Origin of the sequence: Xenorhabdus sp. PB30.3 (assembly GCF_963895965.1) — a bacterium.
Lineage (GTDB): Bacteria > Pseudomonadota > Gammaproteobacteria > Enterobacterales > Enterobacteriaceae > Xenorhabdus > Xenorhabdus stockiae.
On sequence record NZ_CAWQMW010000079.1, the window covers coordinates 13,938 to 29,397 of the forward strand.

Here is a 15,460-nt window from a genome sequence, read left to right on the forward strand (position 1 = left end):
CACGTTGTGGCACAGGATTATACTGTTGAACAATTAAACTATGGGCGTAAAGTCATTGACTTTATGCGCTGGGACAACGTTGCTTTTACTATCTCATTGCTGCTGTTGGTTGCTTCCATCGCTATGATGGCAACGCGTGGGTTTAACTGGGGGCTTGATTTTACCGGCGGTACGGTAATTGAGATAAACCTGAGCAAGCCCGCAGATCTGGACAAGATGCGTGAGAGTCTGGCGAAAAATGGTTTTGCTGATCCACTTCTGCAAAACTTCGGCAGCAGCCGTGATGTGATGGTTCGTATGCCTCCGGCAACAGGTAACGCGGGTCAGGAGCTGGGTAATAAAATCATCTCGGTCATTAACGCGGATATAGATAAAGACGCAGTTGTTAAACGAGTTGAATTTGTAGGCCCAAGTGTGGGAAGCGAATTAGCACAGACTGGGGCAATGGCCCTGTTGGTGGCGCTAATCTGTATCCTGATTTATGTCGGATTCCGTTTCGAATGGCGTCTGGCGCTAGGTGCTGTTATCGCACTGGCTCATGACGTTATCATTACATTGGGCGTATTGTCGTTATTCCACATTGAAATTGACCTGACCATCGTCGCATCGTTGATGTCTGTTATCGGTTATTCACTGAATGACAGTATTGTGGTTTCGGATCGTATTCGTGAGAACTTCCGTAAGATACGTCGTGGTACGTCGTATGAAATTACCAACGTTTCTCTGACTCAAACCCTGAGTCGTACGATCATGACTTCTGCAACAACATTGCTGGTAGTGGTAATGCTTTATATCTTCGGTGGAGAAATGCTGAAAGGCTTCTCACTGGCGATGTTAATCGGGGTTTCCATTGGTACGGCATCTTCCATTTATGTTGCTTCTGCACTGGCGTTAAAGCTGGGTATGAAGCGTGAGCATATGATTGTACAGAAAGTGGAGAAAGAAGGGGCAGACCAGCCGTCCATTCTTCCTTAATTATGTTTCTGTATGTAATTGCATAGTTTTTAATAACATAAGCAGTCTAATTTAAACACCCTGTAAGTGCTCACTTACAGGGTGTTTTTCATTATCACTTCAGGGTAAACTGTCTTCCTGTTCGGTTAACTGTCAGGAAACAATATGCATTGCCCATTTTGCGCAGCCGTTGATACAAAAGTTATTGATTCCCGTCTGGTAGGGGATGGCTCACAAGTGCGCCGCCGCCGTCAGTGTCTCGAATGTCATGAACGATTCACCACGTTTGAAATTGCAGAACTGGTCATGCCCAGAGTGATTAAAAGTGATGATGTTCGGGAGCCTTTCGACGAAGAAAAATTGCGTCGTGGTATGCAGAAAGCACTGGAAAAGCGCCCTGTCAGCTCCGATGATGTGGAAACAGCAATTAGCCACATTAAATCTCAGGTTAGAGCAACGGGAGAACGTGAAATCCCCTCTAAAATGATTGGAAATTTTGTGATGGATGCATTGAAAAAGCTCGATAAAGTAGCTTATATCCGTTTTGCATCTGTCTACCGTAGTTTTGAAGATATCCGGGAATTTGGCGAAGAGATCGCCAGACTACAAGACTAAAGGCTGCTATATGACTCTTGATGAAACATATATGTCCCGTGCGCTGGAATTGGCGTATCAGGGGCGTTTTACCACATCCCCGAATCCGAATGTAGGTTGTGTGATCGTTAAAGATGATCAGATAGTCGGGGAAGGTTTTCATTTACGTGCGGGTGAGCCCCATGCCGAAGTCCATGCGCTTCGTATGGCCGGAGAAAAAGCAAAAGGTGCAACCGCTTATGTGACTCTTGAGCCATGCAGCCACCACGGAAAAACCCCTCCTTGTTCTGATGCCCTGATTGCAGCAGGTATCAGCCGCGTTGTAGTGGCAATGCAGGACCCGAATCCACAGGTAGCGGGACGCGGTTTATATAAATTGCAGCAGGCAGGTATTTCGGTTGAGCATGGTTTGATGATGGAACAGGCCGAAATGCTGAATAAAGGGTTTCTTAAGCGTATGCGCACCGGGTTTCCTTATCTGCAACTGAAGCTGGGAGCATCACTGGATGGGCGTACCGCACTGGCATCAGGTGAAAGTAAGTGGATCACTTCACCAGCCGCCCGGCAGGATGTGCAGAAACTGCGAGCACAATGCAGTGCTATCCTGAGTTCCAGTGCAACGGTACTGGCAGACGATCCGTCACTGACCGTCCGCTGGAATGAACTGGATGCAGAAACACAGGCCGTCTATCCGCAGGAAGCTTTACGTCAGCCAGTTCGTATCATTGTCGATAGTAAAAATCGAATCACACCGCAGCATCAGGTAGTTCAACAAACCGGTCAATGTTGGTTAGCACACACTGACATAGATGGTTCAGATAGTGCAAATAGTGCTGATAAAAATGAACAGCAATGGCCTGATAATATAGAAAAAATATTACTGCCAGTACACGGTACAGGTGTTGATTTAGTGCTGTTGATGATGCAGCTTGGTAAACGTCAGGTAAACTCTGTCTGGGCGGAATGTGGTCCAACGCTGGCTGGTGCATTACTGTCTCTGGGGCTGGTGGATGAGCTTATCCTCTATATCGCTCCCAAAGTATTAGGAAATAGTGCCCGTGGGCTGTTTGCCATCCCTGAACTGCAAAAGTTATTGGATGCGCCTGAATTCACGCTGATAGATGTACAACAGATTGGGCCTGATGTCCGTCTTCGTTTAAAACCGCTCTGATTTAAGTTTGAACATAAATCAAGACGCAGAGAAAAAGAATGTGATAAGATCCGCGCCCCTGCGGATATGAATAAGATATGAGGAAGGCTATGAACGTAATCAAAGGTGTTGTTGCAACTCCTTACGCCCGCATCGCTATTGCGATCGCCCGCTTTAACAACTTCATTAATGACAGCCTGTTGGAAGGGGCCGTGGATGCGCTGGAACGCATTGGTCAGGTTTCTTCGGACAATATCACCGTAGTATGGGTTCCGGGGGCTTATGAATTGCCGTTGACCGTTAAGGCACTGGCTGAGTCCAAAAAATATGATGCGGTGATCGCTTTGGGTACTGTTATCCGTGGCGGTACGGCCCACTTTGAATATGTTGCCGGCGAGTGTAGTTCTGGCCTGTCCAGCGTGGCAATGTCCAGTAATATTCCTGTTACATTTGGTGTTCTGACAACCGAAAATATTGAACAGGCAATTGAACGCGCGGGTACTAAAGCGGGTAATAAGGGCGCTGAAGCTGCCTTGACCGCATTGGAAATGATCAATGTAATTAAAGCCATTAAGGCTTAAGTTTTAGTTTTAATTAAGGGGAATTTTGTGAAACCTGCTGCTCGTCGTCGTGCTCGTGAGTGTGCTGTTCAGGCAATTTATTCATGGCAATTATCTAAAAACAGCATCGCGGATGTTGAATTGCAGTTTCTGTCAGAGCAGGACGTAAACGGTGTTGATGTCACCTATTTCCGTGAATTGCTGTCCGGGGTAGCGGTCAATGCGACAAAATTGGATGCCTTGATGGCTCCTTATCTTTCCCGCCAGCTCGAAGAGTTGGGTCAGGTGGAAAAGGCTATCTTGCGCGTTGCGATGTTTGAACTAAGCTTTCGTGATGATGTCCCCTACAAAGTGGCTATCAATGAAGGTATCGAACTGGCGAAAACCTTCGGTGCTGAAGACAGCCATAAATTCGTGAACGGGGTATTGGACAAAGCTGGCCCGGTAGCACGTAAAAAAAAGTGATTGCCTGCCAATAGCCCCTATTATAACTCGATGATTTTAAACATGAGGCCGGTTTCCCGGCCTCATGTTCTTATCGTCAGTCACTTTTTGGAATTCTATTATGGCATGTGGTGAATTTGACCTCATTGCACGTTATTTCAATCGCCATGTTATCCGCCGACGTGATGTGAATCTAGGGATTGGTGATGATTGTGCGCTGATGACCGTTGCAGAAAAACAAGAACTGGCAGTGACAACAGATACATTAGTTTCTGGTGTTCATTTTCTGCCTGATATTGCTCCAGAAGATTTGGCGTATAAAGCACTGGCTGTCAATATCAGTGATTTAGCTGCTGTAGGGGCAGACCCCGCCTGGGCATCGCTGGCCCTAACCTTGCCTTCTGTCGATGAGGAGTGGTTAAAGCGGTTTAGTGATAGTCTGTTTGAACAACTGAACTATTACGGAATGCAGTTAATTGGTGGTGACACAACCAAAGGCCCGATGAGCCTGACTCTGACTGTACATGGTCTGGTTCCTGCTGGTAGAGCATTACGTCGTACTGGTGCTAAAAACGGTGACTGGATTTATGTCACCGGAACTTTGGGCGATAGTGCGGCAGGGCTGGCTTTGTTGCAGGATCGTCTGAAAATAGAAGAAGCATCGATCCACAACTGGTTGGTTAAACGCCATCTTCGTCCGCAACCACGAGTCTTGCAAGGGCAGGCACTGCGTGATTTGGCCTCATCAGCGATTGATCTGTCTGATGGGCTGATTTCTGATTTGAATCATATCCTGACAGCCAGCCAGTGTGGCGCACGTATTAATCTTGATGCTCTGCCTTATTCTGAAGCAGTGCAGAAATATACAACGCCAGAACAGGCCTTAAACTGGGCTTTGAGTGGTGGCGAAGATTATGAATTGTGCTTTACTGTACCGGAACTGAATCGTGGTGCATTAAATATGGCATTGGCACATACAGGCGCGAGTTTTTGTTGTATCGGGCAAATCAGGCCAGAATCAGAAGGCATCCGCTACTTTAACAATAACGAAGAAGTTGAGCTGGATCTGAAAGGGTTTGACCATTTCAGAACGGACAAAAAACCTCAGGAAGCTTACTATCCATCAGAACATGCAGAGGATGACCAGACGGAGGGAACGCATGGATGACGCAAAACGCCACCTGAAGATGAGCAATCCGTGGCATTTGCTGGCTACCGGATTTGGTAGCGGATTATCGCCGATAATGCCGGGCACAATGGGCTCAGTGGCGGCTATTCCATTCTGGTTACTGTTGGCACAGTTACCGCAATGGGGGATCTGGCTGGCTATTCTGTTGGGCACAATAATCGGTTGTGTGATTTGTCAGAAAGCAGCCGATGCCATGAAAGTAGATGATCCGGGCTGTGTGGTTTGGGATGAGTTTATCGGAATGTGGATTACCTTAATGGCGATCCCTGTTCTCAACTGGCAATGGGTTTTAGTCGCTTTTGTGATATTCCGTATTTTTGATATGTGGAAACCGTGGCCAATCCGCTGGTTTGACCGCTATGTTAAAGGCGGTGTTGGTATCATGCTGGATGATATTATCGCTGCAATTTTTGCGGTAATTGTTATTTGGCTGTTTAATTTTTACCAGTTATTGCCTTTCTGAATCTCTTACTATTACCCGCATCACTGACATTAGCCACTGTTTACAGTGGCTAATTTATTTCTATACCTGTTGAATTTCAAGTTACCATTTTGTTGTTGATTTCATTCATTCACTCTAATTGCTTTATATAGAGAGAGTTATTTATTTTAATTTTTATTTGCGCCTATTCTATTAGGCAATAGCTTTAAGCTTATATAATTTATTTTTCTTTTTTATATGAATAAGGTTTAAGAAATTACCTTTAAAAAATAAAATTATATTATAAAAAATAATAACGGGATAAATTAAGCATCCGTTGACTTGAAGAAGCATAGGAGTATTATTTTTTTGGTCTAATCCAAATTACTATAATGTAGTTTATTTTTATTATTTCTTTCCATTGATAATGGTTTGGAAAGGAATTTGTTGAGCTTAAAATCTGGTTTATGTGACTTTTATCCGCAGCAAGTAAATATAATCATTCGTATAGGAGTTGATTATTTATGAAGTGGTATGTTACTGAATCATTAGAAATAAACAATAAAGTTACCCCCGAAAAAGAAATTAATATTGGAGCTGGGTTTGGTCCAACAGGAATTCCACATATAGGGACTCTTTGTGAAATTATCCGGACTGGTTTAGTTAAAGAAGAACTAACTAATTTAGGAAGGAAAAATAATTTTTTCCTTATTTCAGATGATTTAGACCCATTTAGGAAAATACCGTCTAACGTACCTAACCCAGAAAAATTGAAGGATTATCTGGGGCTACCGGTAAACAAAGTTCCAGATCCATTTGGGGTTTTCTCTTCATTCTCAGAAATGGCAGAAACTCGATTGTTAGAGCTCGCTAAAGAATATGGTATAGACTGTAATATCATAAAAAATTCGCTGGCTTATAAAAATGGTGATTATAACGATTCAATTAAGTTATTTCTGAAAAATTTTACTACTATAAATCAAATATGCAAAGAATCTACCGGGTTTTTGAGGCAGCGAACATATAATATAATAATGCCTATTTCCGAAATAACCGGGAAAGTCCTTGAGCATATCATCATAACAAATGTAGATCCTGACAATGGTGAGATAAGTTATTATATACCATCAGATGAAATTGTGAATAAACCTGGGTATGAATATGGTGTAGAACTTCAGGAACTTTATCAGGGTGAAATATTTGATCAGGAACAAACAATTTCAGTATTAAACGGAAAATCCAAACTCCAATGGAAAACTGACTGGAGCATGCGGTTACTGCATAGAAATATCCACTTTGAAATGCATGGGGAAGATCTAATAGATTCAGCTACAGTTGTTCGCCAGATTTTCAGTGCCTTAAATCGACCTAGCCCTCGTCTTTACAAATATGGGTTGTTTCTTGATTCTTCCGGGAAAAAAATATCTAAGTCAAAAGGAAATGGTTTTTCTCTACAAGATGCCAAAAGCCTTCTGACACGAGAAGCTATCCAGGTTTTTTTATCAAAAGATCCTAAAAAATCCACTAAATTTTATATAGAACAATCCCCCAGATTAAATGATCAAGTTAATGTATTGAAAAAAAACAAAAAACGCCTTTCTTTTCTTAAGATTGCCAGAATATTAAAAGCATCAAATCCTATAACTCTTCTCTCAGCAAAGAAATTTCTTGATTTATACCTAATCGATGGGGAAGTGATATCAGAAGAAGAATTAACTATAAGTTATAATTATTATTTAAAAACCAATAAAAATCGTTATGCTGGTTTAGCAACCGATAAAGAAAGACTGTACTTTTCTATTATTACAAACTTAATGAAAAAAGAAATGTCTTTTAATAAAGAAGAAGTGTTCAAATTGATATTTGATACCTATGAAAACATCTTTCCAGAAAAAGATAGCGCACAAATATGGAATTTACTGTATAGAGGGTTGTTTGGCGATATCTGTGGCCCCAGAATTAAAACATGGATAGAGTTAAATGATGAAAAAGATATTATTGACTGTTTTAGTAACCCATATATACAGAAAAAAGAAAATGACTCACAAGATAATATTGATATTAAAACAAACCCATCAAATTCATCCATAGTGATAAATATAGATAAAAATGAAGAGTTACATATGGTAAAGTTATTCGGTAAAATTAACTTTAATCAAGTTAAGGAAAAGTGTCAGATCCTATCCCGTGAATTAAAAAAACAGAGTAGTTCTTTGATAGAGGCGCTATCTGAATATCAATGTAAAGTTGTCACTGAAGATGAGATTTCCCGTTCAGTTGATATTCTAGAAAATATTGGGGAAAATGAAGCGTATTTTCAGGAAAAAATTTATGGCATTACATCATTTTTACCATTGAATCAGCCAATTTACGCATCTGTATGTTTTGGTTTTATACCTTCTCTTATGGCTGAAAATGTTTGTATACGTCCACCTACGGCAATGCATCACCATTATAAAAAATTTGAAAATGTTATTGATATGTCGAAGATATCTGAATCCTTTTCAGTTTCTTATGAAGAAAAAGAATTATTTTTAAGTCAAAGAGTGAAAATAACAGATGCTGTTATCTTTACCGGTACGCCAGAAAATGCAGTTAAGGTCAGAAAACATTTCAGAAAAAACACGTTGTTTATCTTGAATGGTGCAGGGCATAACCCTCTTGTTATATCAAAAGATGCGGATATAGATTTAGCTATCGAAAGTACTAAACGGGTTGTGCTTTACAATCAAGGTCAGGATTGTGCTGGTCCTAATTCTATACTAGTACACAGCGATATATATGATTTATTCAGGGATAAATTAATATTAAGCTTAAAAGAAATAGAAGGAAAGGTAGGCTCTTATTCTGATTACAATAATATTGTAGGCCCTAACAGTGATGTTGATCATAGTATAAAAATAGCATCTTTATTTAAACTTAATAGAAGTTATTGTACTTATGGTGGGGAAATAAACCCTATAGATGGTATGATAAAGCCGACAGTATTTGAAAAGCCTCTCGTTTTAGGTGGCAATTACAAAGAGTTTTTTGCTCCTGTTTTCTTTTTGCAAAGATATCAGGGCGATCAAGAGCTGGCAGATTATTTTTCTCATTCAAACTATTCTGCTAATGCGATGTATATTTCTTTGTTTGGTACAAGTGATTATATTAGTCATCAATTAAATAAAAGGTTACACTTACCGGATAGTATCCTCCTTAATACTGATTTACATTTAGAGGAACATGGTTATCTCCCATATGGTGGACAGGGACCCGCAGCATCATGCCTTTGGCATGATGGTAACAGAATTAATGGAAGTACATTACCACAAAGAGATATATACCAATATCTAGTTGAACCATACAAAGGGTAAAAAGATAAAAATGACTGCCAGCTTTAATAAATCATATATGGTTTCCATCATATTGGGTGCATCGCTCGTAGGATTAGCGATGGGATATACATTACCAATGGTCAGTCTAAAGCTGGCAGGGCAAAATCGTGCTTCAACAATAATGGGTATAATGTCAGCATTACCTGCACTAGGAATGCTGATCTCTTCCATAATTGTTCCAATACTTACGCGCTTATTTAACTTAAATAAATTATTGAGTTTTAGTTTATTGTTACTGGCTGTTTCTACTTTTTTTTCCACTTATTTAAATCAGGTATATTACCTTACTATTCCTCGGTTTTTTATGGGGTTTGCTTGTGGTGTCATTGTGGTTATAGGGGAATCCTGGATTAGCGATAATACTAGTGGTAAATACAAAGGAACATTCATGGGGCTATACACTTCCGTATTCACGGGGTGTCAACTTCTGGGGCCATTGTTAATTTCTATTTTTGGTATTATCTCTCTTATCCCTGCAATTTTACTGAGCATATTTTCTATTCTTTGCCTTGTTCTTATAATAAGAAACCCTTCATCAGCACTATCACAACAAACAGAACAAAATGAAAAAATAAAAGGTTCTTTCTTACCACTAATCATATCAGCACCTAGCCTTATGATTGGTGTTTTTTGTTTTTCTTTTTTTGATTCAGCAACGTTATCTATGTTCCCGTTATATGGTTTATCATTGGGAATATCCGAAAAGATCACCATTACCTTGATAACATTATTTTTTTTAGGGGATGCAATCTTCCAGATGCCTATAGGTTGGCTAGCAGATAAAACTAACCATCAGAAAATGCACATTATTTGTGGGGTGGTTTTTATTCTCACTCTATTGGCATTGCCATTTAGTATAAATTCTATGTTTTTATGGGTTAATATCATTATCATGGGTGCATTCGGAGGTGGGATTTACACCTTATCATTGGTGAGAGCCGGGAAAAAATATTCAGGTCAGACATTGATTACCATAAACTCTCTATTTGGCATTATTTGGGGCATTGGCAGTCTTATGGGGCCTTTAATAACAGGTGTAGCAATGGATATATTCAACGCAAAAGGATTTACAATTATATTGGTTACTGTTGGGCTCGTATTCGTATTTTCATATTTGCTTCCTAACACGTCTGTACCCAATAAATCTTAATATTTTGTATGGCGGCAGAGTTAGCGTTGCCGCCAATAAAGCGTAAACTTAAATTCAGCGAGTATGAATATTGAGTCATACCTACGTAGTCAATTTAATGTGTTGCTCCACCCGCCACAGCAATATCTGATTTATTTTCCCAGGCCACTTCAATCGCCATTTTTAATGCTGACGTTATTATTTCTAAAGACATGCTGGGCATATTCGTATATTCAGTAGCTTGCTCTGGCAAATAAGGAACATGGATAAACCCTCCACGTGCGGCAGGGTATTTTTGTGTAAGGTAATGTAATAAGCCATACATTACATGGTTACAGACAAACGTGCCGGCTGTTTGGGAAGCAGTAGCAGGAATACCAGATATATTTAGCGCCTTGACCATCGCCTTGATAGGTAAGCTGGAAAAATACGCGGCAGGGCCACTGGCAATAATAGGTGTATCAATCGGCTGATTACCTGCATTATCGGCAATTCTTGCATCGTTAATATTAATGGCAACCCGTTCGACTGTAATATCAGGCCTGCCTCCCGCTAATCCAACGGAAATTACTAATTCCGGCTGATACTTATCAATAATGGTATAAAGCTGCGTTAGTGATGTATCAAAGATACAGGGGAGCTGATGAACTTCAATGTTTGCATCACCAACTCGGCTGCCTTGTAGTCGCTTAATTGCTTCCCATGAAGGGTTGGTGGCATCGCCTCCAAAAGGCTCAAAGGCAGTCACTAAAATTGTTTTCATAGCTGTTTCCTGTCATTTATTGTCAGAACATCAGAAAATAGAGTAAAAACACATTGGCAATCAGCAAAGTACATCCCGTAGGGATCTGTGCCTTGATGACGGCATTTCGATCAGGTAGCTCTAATAGCGCTGCGGGAACAAGATTAAAATTTGCTGCCATTGGTGTCATCAATGTACCGCAGTAACCGGAAAACATGCCGATTGCTGCCATTACGGCCGGGTTACCACCATGTTGAAGTACAAGAATAGGGATCCCAATTCCGGCTGTTACGATAGGGAAGGCGGCGAAAGCATTTCCCATAATCATGGTCAAGAGTGCCATGCAAAAGACATAAGCCATGACTGCGATAAACTGATTATCAACCGCCAGATAACTCTCTGTCAGATAAGAGATAATTGTTCCCACTCCAGCAGCTGTAAATAGTAACCCGAGCGTAGCCAGAATTTGTGGCAGAATGAATACACAGCCTATAGAGTCCAGTAAGCGGCGAGTCTCCTGCATAGGTTGTATAATTTTCTCGCGAGTGATACGGATAGCAATTATCAGTGCGACAAGACAGCCGAGAGTGATAGAGAAGAGGGTTGCCAGCGTTGTATGATTGCCTTCGCCAAAAATTGCACGTTCTAATCCGGGAATATGGTTAAATGCAAAAACACCCACCATGGTGATAACCGGAATAAGTAAGGCGGGTAAAAATAACCGATTACCGAGGCGGGTTGCGCTTTCTTGTCGTTGCTCTGGCGTTGGCTGATGATAGTTACCTAAACGAACCCCGCCAAACCCAGCCAGCAGTGCCATCACAACCACTAAAATCCCTACTCCGATATGTACGATTCTTATTGCAAGAGCTTCATTATCGATCCAGAACTCAGTCAAACGATAGCTCCAGTTTCCTAGCAGAAAAATAAAACCATAAAGCCCCCAGAATAGCCCTGTAGTCAAACGACGGGGATTGGCTTTATCACGCCAGGACATCACCGTTACAATAAGCAAAATAGCGCCTGCCAGATAATAGAGATATTGTAACTGAAACATTATATAGCCTCCTTGTTGGTGTGTTTTTTATGACTTAGGGAGGCAATTTCTTTGGCAAGTTTGTTATCCAGCCGATATAGCCTAACTGAATGGATGAAGAAAGCACAAATCGCAGTCGGAATTCCCCATAGTGCAATATGTAGGGGTTCTGTCTCGATACCAGCGGAGTTCAGCATAAAATTGTGCATAAAAATAATGGCACCGAATGCGACAAAAATATCTTCTCCAAAAAACAATCCGGTATTATCTGTTGCGGCGGACATAGCGCGGATCCGATAGCGGACATTTTTGGGTAAATCACCATATTGATTTTCGGCAGCCCCCTCAGCCATTGGCGCCAATAATGGACGAACCATTTGTGGATGCCCTCCCAGGCTGGTTAACCCCAGAGCGGCAGAGATTTCACGTATAAACAGATAGACAATCAATAAACGTCCGGTTGTGGCACTTTTAATATGAGCAATGGCACGTTGAGCCTGCTCTTTTAAACCATGCCTTTCCAGCAATCCAATGATGACCAAAGGTAATAGAATAGTCAGCGATAGGTTCATTGTATTAAGAAAGCCAGATCCGAGCTTTTCCAGAATATTGAGAAGCGGCATATTGGCAGCTAAGCCTGTGACCAGCCCTGCAATTGTGACAACCAGAACAGGATTAAACCTGATAATAAAACCAATGATGATGACTGCAATCCCGATTAGGGGCCAAAAACTGACAGTATGCTGCATATTTTACTTCCCTCTGCATAAATGGATTGTTGTTTTATTGTTGATTTAATTTGCATTCATTGTTGGCTAATTGTTTTTTATTGTTGAACGATAAATATATTGCGTTCAAAGAATGATCAATGTAAATCTGCATTGGATTGTAAAAATGGAAGGTAGATCACTGATTGGATGGATTTCTTATCGGAGTCATTGGAAATGAAAAAGGATTAAACCGATATTTTTAACGCCATTTATAGCATTATATGGTGTTAACTATCGGTATTAATTTAGCCTGAATTAATAAAATGGACACATCTCCAAAACGGCTTCAGTGAACTATACTGAATACATCAGCGAAAATATGAAGATGTGTCTAATGGAACATGTTATTAGCAAGTGCCCGGATTTCCTCTTTCTCTGGCTGCCTTTTTCTATCAATTGGTAACATAAAAATCCAGCAAATTACTTTCGTTCACACTATTTTTATTAATGCGACAGAGCCTATCAGACGTATCATTGGCACTTTTTAACTAGTCTGTTACTTCTTACTGCGATAGAACAAGCTCCCTTGGTTGCCTATTAAACGCAAAATCTGTAAAGCGCGCTCGAAATTGTGCTTTGGTTTCATCATGCTTAGACGCACACGGGATTGGTGTTCTGCTAGAAATGACGACGCCCAATAAAATTGACGTCCACTCACAGTCGCGATGCCATACTCTTCCAAGAGTGTGCAAACTTGCAAGTCGTTGTATTTTTTAGCATCGAAGGTCAACCATTCCAAGCCAGTCACCGAATGCATACTCTCAGGTGCGACCGACAATCCCGTGCCGACCAAAGCCGAGCGCAATCGACTACGACGCTGGTCAACCAAACGCCACAAAACATTTTCGAGACCGGCATCTTTTGCCAGTTCAAAACTACGCGTTATCAGCGCTAGCGAAAGGCCTGAGCAACATAGATATACTTCGTTGTACAACTCTTCTAATTCCTTTGCCAAGTCGGCAGAGGAATAAATTAAACTTGCCTTTGTATCTAATGTTGGAATAGTTTTACCAGTATCTTCAAAGGCAATGAAACGGGTCTGATTACGTAGCAAAATGTCAACATCGTCGAATAGTTCTCGGTTATAAAGTCGAAAACTTGAATCCAAAGCCAATGTTATTCCCATTCTAGTACATAGACTGGAAATGATATCAAGTCTTTGAACACTCAAACAGCGTCCGCTCGGATTAGTGGGTGATACGATAAACAATACATCAATACGGTTGTTTTTAAGCCACTGTTGCAGCTCTTGTGGCTCAGCGTCGAAAACCATGCTCTCAGAAATTGCGCAAAGCGGTACGCCACGGCGGCGCAAAATTAACGCCAGATTGTCGAAGGTTGGTTCAATCAGAGCCGTACGCCAGCTAAATTTCTTTAATAAAGTGGCGCATAAATCGATCGAATTTGAAGCTGTAGGGCAAGGCCGACAATATGGTAAGCGCTTTAACGAATGTACACCGCTTAAATCTGAAAATGCGGAGATTAATTGTCGTTCCCATTCAAGTGGATTCTGATGGGATGCGGTACGCCACATAGCTGGCATTTCATCAGGCAAGCAGGCCAGAGCGGGAGGCAAATCATGATAAGCATGCCCACTGCTCATATCAGCCTGATAGCGAAAGCCTAGCACCTCCTGATCAGTGAGCGACATCTCCGGTGCAGTGATACTCGGGTATGGATGTATATCAAAATTAGGTTGTTGTCGGCGCAGGGGGATTATACGAGTTTGCATAGCTACTCCTTGATGTATTGTCGAAATAGATTTACACATAGGGAATTTTATAAATCCAGTTCAAGTGCGCATAAGTCTTGGTATTGTTCAGCACGCCGAATTAAACGCGCTTGACCATCAATTCCGACCAAGAGCACGGCCGGTTGGCAAAAACCAGCAAAGTGGTTGCCAGTGCTATGCACATAGGCTCCGGCACAGGCGATTTCGATCATCTCACCACATTGTAAATCTGTTGGTAAGTTAAATCCGTTGATGCCTGATTCAGATGACAAATATGTGTCAATACTATCGCATAGTGGACCGGCGACTCTCATCAGTTCGTAGTCCTTGCTCTTACGTAAAGCACGTAACGGAAAACGAACACCGACAATAGCGCGGTCACTTAAGTGGTTGTAGCCAGCATCCAATAACACCCACCTCAAGTCAGCTTTGCGTTTTAAGGCTGCTACCTGACAATATAAGTCAGCAGCATACTCGACAAAAAAGCGCCCCGGCTCAAACATCAATGCAGTATTAAATGGTAATCGGCTGATTTGTTTCAGAATAGACGCTGATCCTTTCACCTTAAATATGCGCTGAGGGTCAGAAATAAACCCACCACCTAAATTAACTTCAAGTGCCTGTTCTGGAAGCGCAGCTATGCTGTCAGCCAATGCTGCTTGCATGACATCAATAAGCTGCGGATAAATCGCCTCCAAATCCCCCCCCGAACCTGCGTGGACATGTAGCCCCTGAAGAATTAAATGCTTACGATGTCGGCGTAAAGCTTGCCAAGCTATTGGTAAGTCCTGTAAAGCAACACCAAATGGGCTTTGCAATTGCCCTGTCATTAGACCAGGTGCCAAAGCGGCTCCGATATCTGGACAGATACGCAATTGCACAGCTAGTCGACTACCTCTGGCAGCGACACGAGCCGCGATAATGTCAATTTCCTCTACGCTGTCTAGATGCAGTGCTCGGCACCCTTTTAGGATTGCGAGATCAATCAGTTCAGTATTTTTTGCCACCCCGTTGATATGGATTTGTTGAGGTTTAAAACCAGCGTCAAGAGCTATTCTATATTCCGGTGCGCTATTAACTTCAATGAGCAAACCATGCGCGTGCAAAAGACGTAAAATACTAAGGTTGGAGCACGCTTTCAGCGCAAAAGCAATTTGTGTATGGCGACCACTCGCTGCACAAAACTCTTTAAATGACTTCACTAAAGCGTGTAATGAGTATTCAGAATAAACTAGCAGGGGTGAACCATATTGTTTTAACCAATGCTTCAATGTGTCCGGTTGGCAGCTTCTATCGCGCTGACTAAGCCAGAACAGTGGAGTATCGCTTTGTTGATTAAAAATCGTATCTTGTTTTGACATA

14 protein-coding genes are annotated in these 15,460 nt (G+C 41.5%); 9 read left to right on the forward strand and 5 right to left on the reverse strand.

Annotated elements, in window-relative coordinates:
* Positions 1–6: 6 nt before the first annotated feature.
* The 9 genes from secF (at position 7) to AACX38_RS05650 (ending at position 9,839) form a co-directional block, all read left to right on the forward strand.
* A complete protein-coding gene (gene secF / locus AACX38_RS05610) occupies positions 7–975 on the forward strand; it encodes a protein translocase subunit SecF (protein WP_099108729.1) in 969 nt (322 codons plus the stop codon).
* Positions 976–1,119: 144 nt separating this feature from the next.
* Positions 1,120–1,569 (forward strand): transcriptional regulator NrdR, encoded by a 450-nt coding sequence (gene nrdR, locus AACX38_RS05615; protein ID WP_099108728.1) that lies wholly within the window; start codon positions 1,120–1,122, stop codon positions 1,567–1,569.
* Between the two features lie 10 nt (positions 1,570–1,579).
* The gene (gene ribD / locus AACX38_RS05620) at positions 1,580–2,719 is read left to right on the forward strand and encodes a bifunctional diaminohydroxyphosphoribosylaminopyrimidine deaminase/5-amino-6-(5-phosphoribosylamino)uracil reductase RibD (RefSeq protein ID WP_228863695.1); all 1,140 of its coding nucleotides are present in this window, start codon (positions 1,580–1,582) and stop codon (positions 2,717–2,719) included.
* An 89-nt stretch (positions 2,720–2,808) separates the two neighbouring features.
* Positions 2,809–3,279: a 6,7-dimethyl-8-ribityllumazine synthase gene (gene ribH / locus AACX38_RS05625; RefSeq protein WP_228863696.1), complete on the forward strand. Its 471-nt coding sequence runs from the start codon at positions 2,809–2,811 to the stop codon at positions 3,277–3,279.
* Positions 3,280–3,306: 27 nt separating this feature from the next.
* Positions 3,307–3,723, forward strand: a complete 417-nt coding sequence (gene nusB / locus AACX38_RS05630) for a transcription antitermination factor NusB (RefSeq protein WP_086954179.1) — start codon at positions 3,307–3,309, stop codon at positions 3,721–3,723.
* A gap of 100 nt (positions 3,724–3,823) precedes the next feature.
* Positions 3,824–4,870, forward strand: coding sequence for a thiamine-phosphate kinase (gene thiL / locus AACX38_RS05635; RefSeq protein WP_228863697.1), 1,047 nt, complete (start codon positions 3,824–3,826; stop codon positions 4,868–4,870).
* On the forward strand, positions 4,863–5,354 hold the full coding sequence (pgpA, locus tag AACX38_RS05640) for a phosphatidylglycerophosphatase A (protein WP_228863698.1): 492 nt from the start codon (positions 4,863–4,865) through the stop codon (positions 5,352–5,354). The genes thiL and pgpA overlap by 8 nt, the downstream gene beginning before the upstream one ends.
* Positions 5,355–5,836: 482 nt before the next feature.
* Entirely contained in the window at positions 5,837–8,668 is a 2,832-nt protein-coding gene (locus AACX38_RS05645) for an aldehyde dehydrogenase family protein (protein WP_228863699.1), read from the forward strand.
* 10 nt (positions 8,669–8,678) lie between these two features.
* Positions 8,679–9,839, forward strand: coding sequence for an MFS transporter (locus AACX38_RS05650; RefSeq protein WP_228863700.1), 1,161 nt, complete (start codon positions 8,679–8,681; stop codon positions 9,837–9,839).
* Positions 9,840–9,933: 94 nt separating this feature from the next.
* Here the strand turns inward: AACX38_RS05650 and pcp are convergent, their stop codons facing one another.
* From pcp to AACX38_RS05675, 5 genes are all read right to left on the reverse strand, one after another.
* The gene (gene pcp, locus AACX38_RS05655) at positions 9,934–10,581 is read right to left on the reverse strand and encodes a pyroglutamyl-peptidase I (RefSeq protein ID WP_228863701.1); all 648 of its coding nucleotides are present in this window, start codon (positions 10,579–10,581) and stop codon (positions 9,934–9,936) included.
* Between the two features lie 22 nt (positions 10,582–10,603).
* On the reverse strand, positions 10,604–11,620 hold the full coding sequence (locus tag AACX38_RS05660; RefSeq protein WP_228863725.1) for a DUF979 domain-containing protein: 1,017 nt from the start codon (positions 11,618–11,620) through the stop codon (positions 10,604–10,606).
* On the reverse strand, positions 11,617–12,345 hold the full coding sequence (locus tag AACX38_RS05665; protein WP_228863702.1) for a DUF969 domain-containing protein: 729 nt from the start codon (positions 12,343–12,345) through the stop codon (positions 11,617–11,619). The genes AACX38_RS05660 and AACX38_RS05665 overlap by 4 nt, the downstream gene beginning before the upstream one ends.
* A gap of 517 nt (positions 12,346–12,862) precedes the next feature.
* The gene (locus AACX38_RS05670; protein WP_228863703.1) at positions 12,863–14,098 is read right to left on the reverse strand and encodes an aminotransferase class I/II-fold pyridoxal phosphate-dependent enzyme; all 1,236 of its coding nucleotides are present in this window, start codon (positions 14,096–14,098) and stop codon (positions 12,863–12,865) included.
* Positions 14,099–14,145: 47 nt separating this feature from the next.
* Entirely contained in the window at positions 14,146–15,459 is a 1,314-nt protein-coding gene (locus AACX38_RS05675; protein ID WP_228863704.1) for a diaminopimelate decarboxylase family protein, read from the reverse strand.
* Position 15,460: the final 1 nt, after the last annotated feature.